Raw genomic sequence first — 13794 nt, 5'->3', positions numbered from 1 at the left:
GAGGTATGCCGCGTGGTCGCGCAGGGGTCGGCCGCGCGGCATACCGTCCGGTCGGCTCAGGGGAGGGAAAGGCATTGAAGGACAACTGGATTCGGTGGGGGCTCGAGCCGCTCCCGCGGATGGCGCCACCGCACTCCCACGTCCTGGGGATGGGGCGCATGGTGGTCGCGGGCTTCGACCTCGACTCCGCAGACTGGGAGGAGGTCGGCGAGGACTGGCGGGTCGACACGGCCGCAACCGTGGTCGGCGACACCCCGCTGCGCGTCGGCGACATCGTCGTGTGGCTCGGACCCGACGAGACCGGGGGCGCGGACCGGATGTGGCCACCGTCGCTGGTTGTCGAGGTCGGACGGGTCCGTGCCGGGCGGCAGCGAGTGAGTGCGCTGGCGTTCGACCGGCATGAGTCCATCGGCCTCGACGAGGTGGACGAGCTGGCTCGCGGTCGCGCGACCGACCACGTCCAACCAAGACCGCGCGTGGTCACCGGTGACGAGCGCCGCCTGCTGCTCGGCCTCTGGAACCTCGACGTCACCTGCCCGACCTGCGGCGGGTTCGGTCGGCCGATCCAGTGGGGGCTGCCGATTCCGCGGTGGAGCGACACCGACGGTGGCGTCGGGCCGACCTCGCCGGAGGACCCCGGCCAGCACTACCTCGAGGGCGGTTGCGTCGTGTCGTCCGAACGGTTCCAGTGCTCCCGTTGCGGCACCTCGTGGCCGCAGGACTGGCATGCTGCGGGCGACGGTCCAGCAGGGGAGGAGTGAGTATGCCGGCGCGTCCCGTTCCGGCCGACCCGCAGCTCGCGACGGAGTCCGAGCGTGAGGTGTGGCAGCGGCTCGTGCGCCAGCTCGGCGCTGACGACGTCGTGCTCGCGGGCGTGCGACTCACCAACCGCCGCAAGGACTTCGAGCTCGACCTGGTGGCGCTCATGCCGGGTGCCGGGTTCGTCGTGCTCGAGGTCAAGGGCGGCTCGGTCTGGGTGCAGGACGGTCAGTGGATGCAGTCCCGCGGCAGCGGCACCGCGGTCATCGACCCGGTCGGTCAGGCGCGCGACAACCTGTACGCGCTGCGCGAGTACGTCGAGCAGGACCCGCGCTGGAAGGACTCGTCGCGCAGCCGCGTCCGTTGGGGCCACTGCGTCGTCTTCCCCTACTCCGACGTCGATGCAGACTTCGCGCTGCCGGAGACACCGCGGTGGGCGGTGCACGACCGCGGCGACCAGGAGTCGCTCGGGGAGAGGGTCCGCGACATCCCGATGCAGCAGGAGTCCCGCAACAGGACGCCCGACCCGGACGATGTCGAGCTGGTGCTGGAGATCCTGCGCGGGCGGCAGCTGCCCGTGAGCAGCCCGTCGGCCGTGGCCGACGACCGCGAGGGTGAGGCCGACCGGCTCACGCTGGAGCAGTCGACCCTGCTCAAGGTGACGCGGCTGCTCAACCGGGTCGAGGTCCGCGGCGGTGCCGGCAGCGGCAAGACGGTGCTGGCGCTGACCCAGGCCAAGGAGATGACGCGCGGTCTCCTCAACCGCGACGGCGAGGACCACAGCCCGAAACGCGTTGCACTCGTGTGCTACTCGATCGGCCTGGCCGAGTACTTCAAGCGCCAGGTCGCCGCTGCGCCGCGCAAGCACCGACCGGCGTTCGTCGGCACCTTCCACGAGCTCGGGCAGCACTGGGGTGGGCCGGACGGGAGTCGTGAGAACGCGGCATTCTGGGAGGAAGATCTCCCGGCCCAGATGGCCGAGCTCGCCTCGGAGCTAGACCACGGGCACAAGTTCGACGCGATCGTCGTCGACGAGGCGCAGGACTTCGCCGACGCCTGGTGGACACCCCTGATGCGGGCGCTGCGCGATGAGGAGACCGGCGGGCTCTACGTCTACTCCGACGAGAACCAGCGGATCTTCTCCCGGTTCGGCCAGCCGCCCGTGCCTCTGGTGCCGCTCGTCCTCGACCACAACCTGCGCAACACCAAGCAGATCGCTGCCGCATTCGGACCCCTCGCGCCGATGCGCATGACACCGCGTGGGGGAGACGGGGTGGAGGTGCGGTTCGTCGCGGTCGCGACGAAGGGCGACGCGATCGACGCCGCGGACGAGCAGGCCCTCGAGCTGCTCGAGGCTGGGTGGCGTCACCGCGACATCGCCCTCATCACGACGGGGAGCCGCCACCCCCAGCAGGTCAAGCTCGCCGGTGACTCCGACCAGCGCGAGTACTGGCGCACCTTCTGGGAGGGCGACGACCTCTTCTTCGGCCACGTCCTCGGCTGCAAGGGGCTCGAGCGCCGCGCCGTCGTGCTGTGCGTCAACCAGGACGAGGTGAGCGACCGGTCACGCGAACGCCTCTACGTCGGGATGTCGCGAGCCACCGACGTGCTCGTCGTCGTCGGCATCCCCGAGGTGGTGCGCGAGATGGGTGGCGATGCGGTGGCTCGCCAGCTCGGTATCTGAGGCGAGCGGGCGGCCCTGGGCCGACCCGGGATGTCCCGGGCCGGCCCAGCCGGGGCGCGCCAGATGTCAGACGAGAGCGGCGCGGAAGACCTCGACGGCCGGGGTGACTGGGCGACCCGCAGCCGGCGCAGGTCGTCGCCGTCGGGGGTTGAGCGCTCCACCGGCGATCGCGCGGTCGGCATCGGCCAGCGAACCGCAGGCGCCGGCGCGAGCCTCGACCACGCGACATATGTTGGGAGCATGGACTTCCGATACCTCGGCAACAGCGGCCTCAAGATCTCCGAGATCACGTACGGCAACTGGCTCACCCACGGCTCCCAGGTCGAGAACGACGTCGCGAAGGAGTGCGTCCGCGCGGCCCTCGACGTCGGCATCAGCACCTTCGACACCGCTGACGTCTACGCGAACACCAAAGCTGAGACCGTCCTCGGTGAGGCCCTGGCGGGCGAGCGCCGCGAGAGCCTCGAGATCTTCACCAAGGTCTACTGGCCCACCGGCCCCGGCGGCAAGAACGACACCGGCCTGTCGCGCAAGCACATCATGGAGTCGATCAACGGCAGCCTGCAGCGGCTCCAGACCGACTACGTCGACCTCTACCAGGCCCACCGGTTCGACACCGAGACGCCGCTCGAGGAGACGATGACCGCCTTCGCCGACGTCGTGCGCCAGGGCAAGGCCCTCTACATCGGCGTCAGTGAGTGGACCGCCGACCAGATCCGCGAGGGCCACCGCCTCGCCCAGGAGCTGAACATCCAGCTCATCTCGAGCCAGCCGCAGTACAACATGCTCTGGCGCGTCATCGAGGACGAGGTCGTCCCCGCCTGCGAAGAGCTCGGCATCAGCCAGATCGTCTGGAGCCCGATCGCCCAGGGCGTTCTCACCGGCAAGTACCAGCCCGGCCAGCCGCCGCCCGCGGGCTCGCGCGCCACCGACGAGAAGGGTGGCGCCGACTTCGTGAAGCGTTTCCTGCGCGACGACGTGCTCACCCGTGTCGAGCGGCTGCGCCCCATCGCCGACGAGGCCGGCCTGACGATGGCCCAGCTCGCGGTCGCGTGGGTGCTCCAGAACCCCAACGTCGCCGCCGCGCTCGTCGGCGCCTCGCGCCCCGAGCAGGTGCACGAGAACGTCAAGGCCGCCGGGGTGAAGCTCGAGCCCGAGGTCATGACGGCGATCGACGAGGCGCTCGGTGACGTCGTGGAGCGAGACCCGGGCAAGACCGAGGAGAACGCGCCGCAGACGCGAGTCGCCTGACGCCCCAACGCGTTTCGCCACAACCACAGACGACAGGTATGCCGCGTGGGCACGTGCCCACGCGGCATACCTGTGCGTGTGGAGACGTCGGAAGGTGAGCTCAGAGCACTTGTGACAGGAACCTGCGCAAGCGGTCGGTGCCGGGGTCGTCGAAGACCTGTGCCGGGGGACCGGACTCCACGACGAGGCCCTGGTCCATGAAGAGCACCTGGTCGGCCACGGACCGGGCGAAGCCCATCTCGTGGGTCACGACGAGCATCGTCATGCCGCCGGAGGCGAGGTCGGCCATGGTGGCGAGGACGCCCTTGACCAGCTCGGGGTCGAGCGCCGAGGTGGCCTCGTCGAAGAGCATCACCTGCGGCTCCATGGCGAGGGCGCGGGCGATGGCGACCCGCTGCTGCTGACCACCCGAGAGGTTGCCCGGACGTACGTCGGCCTTGTGTGCCAGGCCCACCCGCTCGAGGTGGGTGAGGGCGAGCTCGTCCGCTTCGTCCTTGGACAGCCCCTTGAGCTTGGTCAGGCCGAGCGTGATGTTGGCGCGAACCGTCTTGTGCGGGAACAGGTTGAACTGCTGGAACACCATGCCCACCCGCTGGCGCAGGAGGTCCGGGTCGTCCGCGAGCACGCTCCGGCCGTCCAGCAGCACATCGCCACGGTCGGGTTCGAGCAGGCGGTTGACGACCCGCAACAGCGTCGACTTGCCCGAGCCGGATGGTCCGATCACGCAGGCCGTCGTGGCCGCAGGCACGTCGAGGTCGATGCCACGCAGGACCCGGTTGCGGCCGAACGAGAGGTGGACGTCGCGCGTGGCGACCGAAATCCCCTGTAGTGCCTGGGCCGAGGCCGGGGCGGGGGTCGTGGCCGGGGTGCTCAATGTGCCTCCTGGGTGAGAGCCAGTGGTCCGCGAACGCGGTCGTCGGCGGCGCCGCCGGGGCCGGTCTCGCCGGTCGCCGGATCTGCCGGTCCGCCGTCGCCGCGACGTCCCTCACGCAGACGGCGGTCGATCGCGTTGACGGCGTGGGTCAGCGGGATGGTGATGACGAGGTAGAACAACCCGGCCAGCAGCAGGGCCGACTGGTTGCCGGTGTTGGCGGCGGCGTCCTGGCCGATGCGGAACAGGTCGCGCTGGCTGGCGAGAAGGCCGAGGAAGTAGACGAGCGACGACTCCTTGATCAGCGCGATGAACTGGTTCACCAGCGCGGGGAAGACCCGCCGCACGCCCTGCGGCACGACGACGAGCCGCATGCCGGCCCCACGGCTGAAGCCCAGTGCCCGCGCCGCCTCCAGCTGTCCCGCCTCGACGCTCTGGATGCCGGACCGGAAGATCTCGCCGATGTAGGCGCTGGCGATGAGCGACAGGGCGAGGATGCCGAGGGGGAACGGGTTGGGTCCCCAGATCTTCAGCCCGACGGGCGACAGCCCCACCCCGATGAGCAGGATCGTCACCGCCGCCGGCAGGCCCCGGAAGATGTCGGTGTAGATCCGGGCCGGCCAGCGCAGCCACCGGCTCTGCGACAGGCCCGCCACCGCCAGCACCATCCCGACGACGGTGCCGATGACGGCGGAGAAGAGGGCCAGCACGAGCGTGTTGCGCAGGCCCGTGCCGACCAGCTCGGGCAGCGCCTCGCGCATGGCCCCGACGTCGAAGAACGTCTCCCACAACGTGTTCAGGACGTCCACTGGCCCTCCTCTCTCGTCGTCTCAGCTCGAGGGCTCAGTTGTCCAGGCCGGCCGGGGCGACCGAGCCGCTGCCGGGCTTGAAGTCGGCCGGGATCGGGCGGCTGGGGTAGTACTGCTTCTGCAGCTTGGCCCACGTACCGTCGGCGATGACCTCATCGAGGGCCTTGTTCACGGCGTCGCGCAGCTTCGGGTTGTCCTGTGCCACAGCGAATCCCATGCCGCCGGTGTCGAGCTGCTTGGCAACAGCCTTGACCTTGCCGCCGGACTCGGTCGCCGACTTCTCGCCGATCTCGGCCGGGGTGATCCAGGCGTCCGCCGTGCCGGACTTGAGCTGGTTGAGCGCCGCGTTGTAGTCCGGCACGCGCACGGGGTTGAGGTTGCTGCGGGTGGCGTAGTCGTCCTGCACGGTGCCCTGGACGACGACAACGCGCTTGCCGGACAGCTGGTCGAATCCCTTGACGGTCGACGCGGCCGGGACGTCGAGCCCGAGGAACCCGAAGTCGTACTTGTTGGTGAACGCCACCGTCTGCTTGCGCTTCTCGGTGATGCTGATCGACGACGAGCCGATGTCGAACTTGCGGGTCTTGACCTGCGCCAGCAGCGAGCTGAACTCGGTGCCGACGAACTCGACCTTGAGGTCGAGCTTGGCCGCGACGGCCGTCAGCAGGTCGTTGTCGAAGCCGGTGAACTTGCCGTCCTTGAGGTACACGTTCGGCGGGGCGTCGGTGAGCGTCCCGGCGCGCAGGACGCCCGGCTGCTGCAGGTCGTACGGGTTGTCCTTGGAGGCGCCGGCGGTGTCGCTGCCCGAGCCGCCACCGCAGGCGGCGAGGCCGAGGGCGAGCACGGTGACGGACGCGACGGACAGAAGACGAGAGCGTGCAGACATGAGCTTCCTTGGGAGATAGGGCCCTTGGTCCGCCGGTGGGGACCGGTGCAGGGCGTGGGCGATCGACCCGGCGCGCCCTTGCGCACGGGCCTGGTCAGGCTGGGGTGGAGCAGGCGAGAGATCGATGGAGACGCGAGGCAGGCCGCGCGCGGTGCTGTCAGTGCACCGGCACGCGGCTACCGACAGACGAGGAGCCGAGCGGCAGGTCCTTCGAGAACGTCATCAACCACGAACGCGATGTTATGCGATCCATAACGAGACGTCATAACCGGGGTGGTCACAGCTTTTCCGCGTCATGCGCCAACATGCATGTTCGCTCGGTCTACTAACCCGAGCGAACCTGACTTTCCCGCATGACGCGGAAAAGCGGGGGCGGGGGCGGGTCAGCGGGTGGCGCGGAGCAGGGCCACCATGTCACCCACCTCACCGAGGTGGGCGAGCTTGTCGGGGTTGACGATCGAGCGCACCCCGACGACCTCGCCGCCGGAGATGTCCAGCCACCACACGGCCAGCACCCGGGCCTCGCCGTCGACGAACAGCGCCCCCGGTCCGCCGTTGACCTCGACCTGGCGCAGCGTCACCTCCGGCACCCGCTCGCGCAGCTTGAGCCAGTTGAGCAGGGTGTGCGCGACCCGGCTGCGACCGCGCAGCGTGCGAGCCAGGGCCGGAGCCTTGCCGCCACCGTCGCCGGTCAGCTCGACATCGTGGGCCAGCAGTGACTCCAAGCCGGCCAGGTCGCCCTGCTCGGCCGCGGCGAAGAACCGCCGCGCCAGCTCGGCGTGCTGTTGCCGGGTCGTCGTGAAGCGCGGTCGGCCCTCCTTCACCCGAGCCCTGGCGCGGCTGGTCAGCTGGCGTACGTTCGCTTCGCTGGTGTCGACGATCTGGGTGATCTCGTCATAGCCGTAGCCGAACACGTCGTGCAGCAGGAACGCCGCACGCTGTTCGGGGGAGAGGCTCTCGAGCAGCACGAGCATCGCCAGGGACAGCGAGTCCGCGGTCTCGGCATGCCGTGCCGGGTCATCGAAAGCCGTTGTGGCAGAAGCTATTCCAGCGCCAAACGACACGCCCGGGCCGTCGGTGAGGATGGGTTCCGGCAGCCACGCACCGACGTAGCTCTCCCGTCGCGCCCGGGCCGACTTCAGCTCGTTGATCGCCAGCCGCGTCGTCACCGTCGCCACGAACGCCCGCGGCGAGGCGATCTGCTCGCCGGCCTCGACCGCCTGGTGCACGCGCAACAGCGCCTCCTGCACGACGTCCTCGGCCTCGGTGACGCTGCCGAGCATGCGATAGGCGATCGCGAACGACACCGGTCGCAGCTCGGCGAGCAGCTGGCTCTCGCTCATCCCACGGCCTTCGAGACTCCCGAGACCCCAGAGAGTCCAGTGGCCCCAGAGACCCCCGACGGCCCCGCGAGCTCGGCAAAGCCCTGCCGCCAGCTCGGGTGGCCCGGCACCCAGCCCAGCTCCCGGCGGGCCTTGGCGTTGGAGGCCCCGCGCAGCTCGGTCATCATCACCACCCCAGTCTCGCCCGTGAACAGCTTGCCCACGAAGCGTGGCACGCGCCGCGGCGCGCGGGCGCCGAGCATGGACGCCAGCTCCGGCAGCCACACGCGCACGGGCGCCGGTTCGTCGTCGACGACGTTGTAGACACCTGGCGCACCACCGGCGACCGCCGCCACCGTCGCATCCGCCGCATCCGCGATGTGGATGAACGACCACGTCCCGTTTCCGTTGCCCACCAACGGAAACTTGCCACCTCGCACCGCCTCCGTCTGCTCGCCACCAGCGCCGAGCGACGTCCCAGGTCCGTAGAACCCGCCGTACCGCAGGGCCAGGCCCGCGGTCCACGTGGCGCCCAGCACCGCGTCCTCGACGTACTTGATCGCCGCGACCGTCTCGCGCATCTCCTTCGGCGCAGTCGAGCCGAAGGGGTCGTCCTCCGTCTTGACCATGGACCCGACCCGGTCGTACCCGGCGAAGAAGCTCTGGGCCACGAACCGCTGCACCCCGACCGCCTGACCGGCTGACAGCAGGTGGTCGGTCCCCTCCGTGCGCAGCCGGTTGGTCAGTGCGAACGCGCGGTCGAAGTTGCGCATGTCCAGCGGCCCGATCGACGTCAGCTGGTGCACGATCACCTCCGGCCGGGCCCGCCCCACCGCGTCGGCCACCTGTTCGGCGTCGAGCGCGTCCGCCACGACCGGCGTCGCCCCCAGCGAGGCGACCAGCTCCTGCTTGGCCGGGCTGCGGGTCATGCCGGTCACCTCGTGCCCGGCCGCCACCAGCCGCGGCAGCAGCTGCTGCCCGATCGCCCCGGTTGCTCCTGCGACGAACACTCGCATCGTCATCCACTCCTTGGAGAGTCGTGATTTCCTCGGTCACCCATACAGACAAGGCAGGGCGCCGGTTTGTGACAGGTGGGGACCACGACGAGGTATGCCGCGTGCGAGCCGCGCGCCCGCGGCATACCTCGCGGCCTTTGTCCCCTTGCCAGCGGGCAACCGGTTTGGTCGACTGGAAGGCGATGGGCCAGCCCATCCGGGGCTGCCCCTCCCGGACGGAGGTTTCACCATGAGCAGTGAGGTCGACGAGCTCCCAGACGGCACCGCCGACTCGGCCGACGTGGAGGCAGCGATCCACACGTACACGACCGTGTCGGCGACGACCGACCAGGTGTGGCAACACCTCATCAGTCCCCAGGGCACCGAGGCCCTCCTCGGCGACGGCGCCCGGCTCGGCAGCAAGGGCGAGCCGTGGCACGCGGGCGACGGGTCCTACGGCGTGGTCCGCAGCTACCACCCGCTGGAGCAGGTGCGCGTGACGTGGCACCCCCACGACGACGGTCCGCTCAGCATGCTGGACGTGCAGCTGCGACCCGACGGTGACGGCACCCGCGTCGACCTCTTCCACGAGGGACGCGGCATCGCCGGCGACCCGCGCGGCGACCAGGACCACTGGCAGCAGGCGCTGGGCCGGGTGACCGGCGGCCTTCCCGGCTGAGTCAGCGCATCCGGTCCGCGCGGCCGCGGAACACCGCCAGCGGCTGCGGCTCCTGCGTCAGCGTGCCCAACGTGCGCACCGCCTGGAGCCGGTGGAGCAACAGGTCCGCGCTCGCGGCGACGTTCGCGCGCTGCCGCGCGGCCCGGAGGGGCGCGGGCACGGCGGCGGAGTCGTGGGCGGGGGACACGACGGCGACGCTAGGGCCGTCGGCCTGCCGGGCGCGCCCCAAACCGGCCCGCCCCCACCGAACGGCCGACCCGTCCGCGGCGGTCAGCCGATGGCTCACCCCTGCGCGCGTTGCAGCTGCCAGGCCGAGGGCGAACCCGTCGCGAGAAAGTTGTGGACAACCTCGAAGCGGGCGCTGCGGTCGGTCACTGTGGGTCCATGAGCTTTCGTGACCTGCCCGATGACATCCGTTCAATTCCGTTGCACGACATAGTGATCCAACGTGACATCGTCGATCTCATGCTCGAGATCGACGACCGCCGCGCCGGAGCGATCGCGGTGATGGTGTGCGACGAGGGCGACCGGGGCGTGCAGCCGATCGTCGTCTCGGACGTGCCCGACGGCGCCCCGACCGACGGCCTGGCGTCGTTGCTCGACCTGCTCCTGCCGCTGGTGCAGGCCGACCAGGGGTCGGTGCTCATCGCCCGTGGCCGCCGACGGGGTCTCGTGCCGACCGATCACGACCGGGAGTGGCACCAGCTGGCCATCGACGCCTGCGCGCGGCACGGGGTGCGGTTGCTGGGTTACCACCTCGCCACGCCCGATGGTGTCGAGGACCTGCCACGCCCGATCGACGCCCAGGCGAGCTGAGGTCGGCCCGACCGGGGCCGCGACACGGACCGAACGGCTGACACGTGCCGGGCCCGGTAGCCGCGACACTGGTGCTGTGCTGGGTCATGACTTCGCGCGGACGATGCGCGCCGCCCGGGCGGGCGACGACGACGCGTTCGCCCGCCTGTGGCGTGACGCGAACCCGACCCTCGTCCGCTACCTGCGCGTGGTCGGGCACGACGACCCGTACGACGGCGCCTGCGAGGCATGGGTGGGGGTGGTGCGCGCGCTGCCCGACTTCGATGGCGACGAGGGCGCCTGGTGGGTGCTGCTGCTGAGCCGTGCACGCATGCGGGCGCAGGAGGGGACGTTGCGACGCGCCTGGGGCTCGATCGGTGATGTCGGCGCGGGGGTGCCGGCGCAGGTCGTGGACGGTGACCTCGTCGACCCGATCGACCTCGACGACCTCGACAAGCTCGGCCCGGAGGAGCAGTGGCGCGGAGCCCTGTCCGATGCGCTGAGCGCGATGCGCGACCTGCCGCTGGGACAGGGGGAGGTGCTGCTGCTGCGGCTGGCGGCCGGCCTGTCCGTCTCGCAGACCGGCCTGGTCGCCGACCTCGACGAGGTGGCGGTGCGTCGTCTCGAGGACCGTGGGCTCGACCGGCTCGCCGTCGACCGTGAGCTGCTGGCGTGGTCGCTGGCGGCGCCGGTCACCCCGGGGGAGCTCGCGGACGAGCGGGTCGTGCTCGGCCGCTACCGCGCTCTGGGACTGACACCGGCTCCCGATCGGGACTCCGCTCTCCTCGCCCGGGCTCGCCGGGCTCCGCGGGCAGGCGAGCAGCGCACCAGATCCGGCTCCGCGGCCCGAGGCGCCGCCGCCGTGGCCCGCCGCTCCCGGTCCGCGGTCGTCGCACTGGCGGCGCTGTCCACCTGTGCCGTCTCGCTCGGCGGGCTGAGTGCCGCGGCCTACGTCGGGGTGCTGCCGGACCCCGTGCAGGAGGTCATGCACCGGGCCGTCGGCGCGCCTGCGCCGCCGACGGCGCCACCGAACCGCGACACACCGGGACAGCGTGCGCCCGGCCCCGCTGGGGCGTCCCACGGCCACCTGCCGCCCTCGGGTCCTGCCGGGAGGTCCACGACCCGAGGCTCTGGCCAGCAGGTCACCGGTCCGGCCCCGTCGCCCGGGTCGGGCGCGCCCCGGGCCACGGCGCCTCCGCAGCCCCAGGACGCCACGAGCCCGCCCGCCACCGCGTCCCCGGACCACAGCAAGGGCTCCGGCAAGGACCGCCCGGCGTCCACCAGGAGCACGGCACCGGGTCCCGGGCAGGGCCCCACGAAGACCCCGAAACCCGTCAGGACCAGCAAGCCCGCCAAGACCGGCAAGCCGGACACCATCGCCGGGACGGGCAAAACGGGCAAGACCGCCAAGACCGGCAAGGCCGGCGGGGACGGTGCTGCGAGCCAGGGGTCCACGGCAGGCACCTCAGCGACCGCGCCGGCCCCGGGTGCGACGACCCCCTGACGAGCACGCCTGACGAGCACGCCTGACGAGCACGCCTGACGAGCACGCCTGACGAGCACCCCCCACCAGGGCCCGACCGCGGCCGGGGCCCCGCGACTGCTCGCGTAGGCTCGCGCCGTGTTCTACCCGCTCACCGTCGTCGTGTTCGTCGCGGCACTCGCGCTCATGGGCCTGTCCGGGTGGTATGCCGCGCGCTCGCGGCTCGTGGACGACCGCCTCCTGCTCGTCGGGGTCGTGGTCGAGCTCGGTCTGCTCGTCCAGCTCGTGGTGGCTCTGGTCCACCTGGGTGACGTCGCCGGTGGCAGCAGCGAGCAGGCGACGTTCACGGCATACGCGGTGACGTTGCCGTTCGTCCTGCCCGCGGCCATCTTCCTGGCCCTCAAGGAGAAGACGCGCTGGGCGATGGGCGTGGTGGTCGTCGGCGCGTTCGGCATCGCGGTCATGACCGCGCGCCTCCAGCAGATCTGGAACCTCGGTGGCTGACCGCGCACCCGGCCGGCCGGGGGAGCAGCCGACCCGCTCGACCCGTTCGGGGCCGGGCGTGGTGCTCGTGGCGCTCTACGGGCTGTTGGCGCTGGCCGCGACCGGGCGTTCGGTGCTCCAGATCACCGAGTACTTCGACCGGGCGCCGCTGGCCTACGTCCTGTCGGCGGTCGCGGCCGTCATCTACCTCGTCGCCACGGTCGCCCTGGCCCGCGGCGACCGCACGTCCCGCCGCGTGGCGCTCGCGGCGATCAGTGTCGAGCTCGTCGGGGTCCTCGTGGTCGGGCTCGCGTCCTACCTTGCGCCGCAAGCCTTTCCGGACAAGACGGTCTGGTCGCACTTCGGTTCCGGGTACGGCTACGTGCCCTTGGTGCTGCCGGTGCTGGGCCTGCTGTGGCTGCGTCGCACGGGCCGAAGCCCGCACGACGGCGACGGTGACACGGCGGCAGGCGGCCGCTCAGTCGCTGCCTGACCCCTCGACGGGCTCGAGCACGAACACCGGGATCTGCCGGTCGGTCTTGGTCTGGTACTCCGCGTACGGCGGGTACGCCGCGACGCAGCGCTCCCACCACTCCTCCCGCTCGGCGCCCTCGAGCTGACGCGCCCGCACCGTCGACACGCGACGGCCGTCCTGGAGGTCGAGGACCGGGTTCTTCACGACGTTGGCGTACCACTTCGGGTTCTCGGGGGCGCCACCCTTGCTCGCCACCGCGGCATACACACCGTCGTGCTCGACCCGCATGAGCGGCACCTTGCGCACCTTGCCCGACACCCCGAGCATCGTGAGCAGCACGACCGGCCGGTCCATGATCTGCACGGAGTCGGTGGTGCCAGTCTGCTCGATCGTCTCGACCTGCTTGCGGACCCACTCGGTGGGGCTGGGGACGTACTCGCCTGTGATGGTCATGTCAGCCACAACACCACGAACGCCGCGTGCCTTCCACCCGGGCCTAGAGGCCGTTGGCGCGGGTCAGTCCGGCGACCCTGCTGCAGTGCGGCCAGGCGCCGGGGCCTTGTGCGCGCAGCACCTTCTGCGCGATGCGCACCTGCTCCAGCTTGGTCGCCTGGTGGGCGTATGCCGCGTACTTGCCGCCGCCGAACGCGCGCCACGTCGAGGCGCTGAACTGCAGGCCGCCGTAGTAGCCGTTGCCCGTGTTGATGTGCCAGCGGCCCGTGCTCTCGCATTGGGCGACCCGGTCCCAGACCTTCGGGTAGGAACCGGTGGGGGCCGGGTCGGACGGCCCGTCGCCGCTGCCACAGCGAGGTGCGACGAACCCGTCGGAGCCGGTGTAGGTGTACGCGTCGGAGATCCACCGACCGGCGCCGATCTTGTTCCAGACGCGGGACGAGCCGTAGGTGCCGTCGACCCGGCCGCCGTAGGTCTGGCAGACGATGTCGACCTTCGCGCCCTTGCGCAGCGTGCCGACCTTGGCATAGCCGGTCCCGGGGCCGGAGCGCACCGACAACGATGCGCTGGCCGTGTGGACGGTGCCGGTGGCCGCGTCCGCCGCCACGGCGACGCCGGACGTGAGCGCGAACCCGAGCAGGCTCGCAGCGACGACCCGGCCGCGGCGGGTGCGTGGAAGGTTGACGGTGCGCATGATGAATCCCCCTGTGGGACAACGGTGTTCGGATGTGGACTTGGCTCGACGCTAGATGGGCGCGCGCTCGACGTCGATGGGGAGCAGTCCCCGTCTGCGGGCACCGTCTGCGGGCCCCGGCTGGTGGTGGCTGTGCCCGGCCGTGGCCTGTGGAC

At 71.2% G+C, this 13794-nt stretch carries 17 protein-coding genes; 8 read left to right on the top strand and 9 right to left on the bottom strand.

What is annotated here, in order from left to right; all coding sequences use genetic code 11:
• Nucleotides 1-5 precede the first annotated feature (5 nt).
• Nucleotides 6-761, top strand: coding sequence for a hypothetical protein (locus HJG52_RS05060; protein WP_171242408.1), 756 nt, complete (start codon nt 6-8; stop codon nt 759-761).
• Nucleotides 762-763: 2 nt separating this feature from the next.
• On the top strand, nt 764-2443 hold the full coding sequence (locus HJG52_RS05055) for a nuclease-related domain-containing DEAD/DEAH box helicase (RefSeq protein ID WP_171242407.1): 1680 nt from the start codon (nt 764-766) through the stop codon (nt 2441-2443).
• A 66-nt stretch (nt 2444-2509) separates the two neighbouring features.
• Here the strand turns inward: HJG52_RS05055 and HJG52_RS05050 are convergent, their stop codons facing one another.
• Entirely contained in the window at nt 2510-2665 is a 156-nt protein-coding gene (locus HJG52_RS05050) for a hypothetical protein (protein ID WP_171242406.1), read from the bottom strand.
• An 18-nt stretch (nt 2666-2683) separates the two neighbouring features.
• On the opposite strand from HJG52_RS05050, the gene HJG52_RS05045 reads away from it, so the two are divergent.
• Nucleotides 2684-3694: an aldo/keto reductase family protein gene (locus tag HJG52_RS05045; RefSeq protein WP_171242405.1), complete on the top strand. Its 1011-nt coding sequence runs from the start codon at nt 2684-2686 to the stop codon at nt 3692-3694.
• A 100-nt stretch (nt 3695-3794) separates the two neighbouring features.
• On the opposite strand, the gene HJG52_RS05040 is transcribed toward HJG52_RS05045, so the two are convergent.
• From HJG52_RS05040 to HJG52_RS05020, 5 genes are all read right to left on the bottom strand, one after another.
• A complete protein-coding gene (locus HJG52_RS05040; RefSeq protein WP_430413333.1) occupies nt 3795-4514 on the bottom strand; it encodes an amino acid ABC transporter ATP-binding protein in 720 nt (239 codons plus the stop codon).
• Nucleotides 4515-4564: 50 nt separating this feature from the next.
• On the bottom strand, nt 4565-5374 hold the full coding sequence (locus HJG52_RS05035; protein ID WP_171242403.1) for an ABC transporter permease subunit: 810 nt from the start codon (nt 5372-5374) through the stop codon (nt 4565-4567).
• A 34-nt stretch (nt 5375-5408) separates the two neighbouring features.
• Nucleotides 5409-6260: an ABC transporter substrate-binding protein gene (locus HJG52_RS05030; protein WP_171242402.1), complete on the bottom strand. Its 852-nt coding sequence runs from the start codon at nt 6258-6260 to the stop codon at nt 5409-5411.
• Between the two features lie 383 nt (nt 6261-6643).
• Nucleotides 6644-7603 (bottom strand): RNA polymerase sigma factor SigJ, encoded by a 960-nt coding sequence (gene sigJ, locus HJG52_RS05025; RefSeq protein ID WP_171242401.1) that lies wholly within the window; start codon nt 7601-7603, stop codon nt 6644-6646.
• Complete coding sequence (locus HJG52_RS05020) at nt 7600-8598, bottom strand: NAD-dependent epimerase/dehydratase family protein (protein ID WP_171242400.1); 999 nt, start codon at nt 8596-8598, stop codon at nt 7600-7602. The genes sigJ and HJG52_RS05020 overlap by 4 nt, the downstream gene beginning before the upstream one ends.
• A 229-nt stretch (nt 8599-8827) precedes the next feature.
• Here HJG52_RS05020 and HJG52_RS05015 point away from each other — a divergent pair, with 229 nt between their 5' ends.
• Entirely contained in the window at nt 8828-9256 is a 429-nt protein-coding gene (locus HJG52_RS05015) for an SRPBCC family protein (protein ID WP_171242399.1), read from the top strand.
• 1 nt (nt 9257) lies between these two features.
• On the opposite strand, the gene HJG52_RS05010 is transcribed toward HJG52_RS05015, so the two are convergent.
• Nucleotides 9258-9443, bottom strand: coding sequence for a hypothetical protein (locus HJG52_RS05010; protein WP_171242398.1), 186 nt, complete (start codon nt 9441-9443; stop codon nt 9258-9260).
• A 197-nt stretch (nt 9444-9640) separates the two neighbouring features.
• Between HJG52_RS05010 and HJG52_RS05005 the strand changes: the two genes are divergently transcribed.
• The 4 genes from HJG52_RS05005 (at nt 9641) to HJG52_RS04990 (ending at nt 12510) form a co-directional block, all read left to right on the top strand.
• A complete protein-coding gene (locus HJG52_RS05005) occupies nt 9641-10072 on the top strand; it encodes a hypothetical protein (protein WP_171242397.1) in 432 nt (143 codons plus the stop codon).
• Nucleotides 10073-10148: 76 nt separating this feature from the next.
• A complete protein-coding gene (locus HJG52_RS05000; protein ID WP_171242396.1) occupies nt 10149-11555 on the top strand; it encodes an RNA polymerase sigma factor in 1407 nt (468 codons plus the stop codon).
• 117 nt (nt 11556-11672) lie between these two features.
• The gene (locus HJG52_RS04995) at nt 11673-12038 is read left to right on the top strand and encodes a hypothetical protein (RefSeq protein ID WP_171242395.1); all 366 of its coding nucleotides are present in this window, start codon (nt 11673-11675) and stop codon (nt 12036-12038) included.
• Complete coding sequence (locus tag HJG52_RS04990; protein ID WP_346767573.1) at nt 12031-12510, top strand: hypothetical protein; 480 nt, start codon at nt 12031-12033, stop codon at nt 12508-12510. The genes HJG52_RS04995 and HJG52_RS04990 overlap by 8 nt, the downstream gene beginning before the upstream one ends.
• Here the strand turns inward: HJG52_RS04990 and HJG52_RS04985 are convergent.
• Nucleotides 12496-12945 (bottom strand): nitroreductase family deazaflavin-dependent oxidoreductase, encoded by a 450-nt coding sequence (locus HJG52_RS04985; protein WP_171242394.1) that lies wholly within the window; start codon nt 12943-12945, stop codon nt 12496-12498. The two genes, HJG52_RS04990 and HJG52_RS04985, sit on opposite strands and share 15 nt — an antisense overlap.
• 43 nt (nt 12946-12988) lie before the next feature.
• Complete coding sequence (locus tag HJG52_RS21825; RefSeq protein WP_206069906.1) at nt 12989-13639, bottom strand: transglycosylase family protein; 651 nt, start codon at nt 13637-13639, stop codon at nt 12989-12991.
• Between the last annotated feature and the right edge of the window lie 155 nt (nt 13640-13794).

Source organism: Knoellia koreensis, assembly GCF_013041615.1.
In the GTDB taxonomy this organism is placed as follows: Bacteria; Actinomycetota; Actinomycetes; order Actinomycetales; family Dermatophilaceae; genus Pedococcus; species Pedococcus koreensis.
Note: the sequence above shows the minus strand (reverse complement) of the source record. Positions and strands in the feature narration are given on the sequence as shown.

Bases quoted from the DNA above. Each gene is read 5' to 3' on its own strand.
- HJG52_RS05015 (WP_171242399.1), top strand. From the start codon at position 8,828: ATGAGCAGTGAGGTCGACGAGCTCCCAGACGGCACCGCCGACTCGGCC.
- HJG52_RS04985 (WP_171242394.1), bottom strand. From the start codon at position 12,945: ATGACCATCACAGGCGAGTACGTCCCCAGCCCCACCGAGTGGGTCCGC.
- HJG52_RS05030 (WP_171242402.1), bottom strand. From the start codon at position 6,260: ATGTCTGCACGCTCTCGTCTTCTGTCCGTCGCGTCCGTCACCGTGCTC.
- HJG52_RS05020 (WP_171242400.1), bottom strand. From the start codon at position 8,598: ATGCGAGTGTTCGTCGCAGGAGCAACCGGGGCGATCGGGCAGCAGCTG.
- HJG52_RS05005 (WP_171242397.1), top strand. From the start codon at position 9,641: ATGAGCTTTCGTGACCTGCCCGATGACATCCGTTCAATTCCGTTGCAC.
- HJG52_RS05045 (WP_171242405.1), top strand. From the start codon at position 2,684: ATGGACTTCCGATACCTCGGCAACAGCGGCCTCAAGATCTCCGAGATC.
- HJG52_RS05055 (WP_171242407.1), top strand. From the start codon at position 764: ATGCCGGCGCGTCCCGTTCCGGCCGACCCGCAGCTCGCGACGGAGTCC.
- HJG52_RS05060 (WP_171242408.1), top strand. From the start codon at position 6: ATGCCGCGTGGTCGCGCAGGGGTCGGCCGCGCGGCATACCGTCCGGTC.
- HJG52_RS21825 (WP_206069906.1), bottom strand. From the start codon at position 13,639: ATGCGCACCGTCAACCTTCCACGCACCCGCCGCGGCCGGGTCGTCGCT.
- sigJ (WP_171242401.1), bottom strand. From the start codon at position 7,603: ATGAGCGAGAGCCAGCTGCTCGCCGAGCTGCGACCGGTGTCGTTCGCG.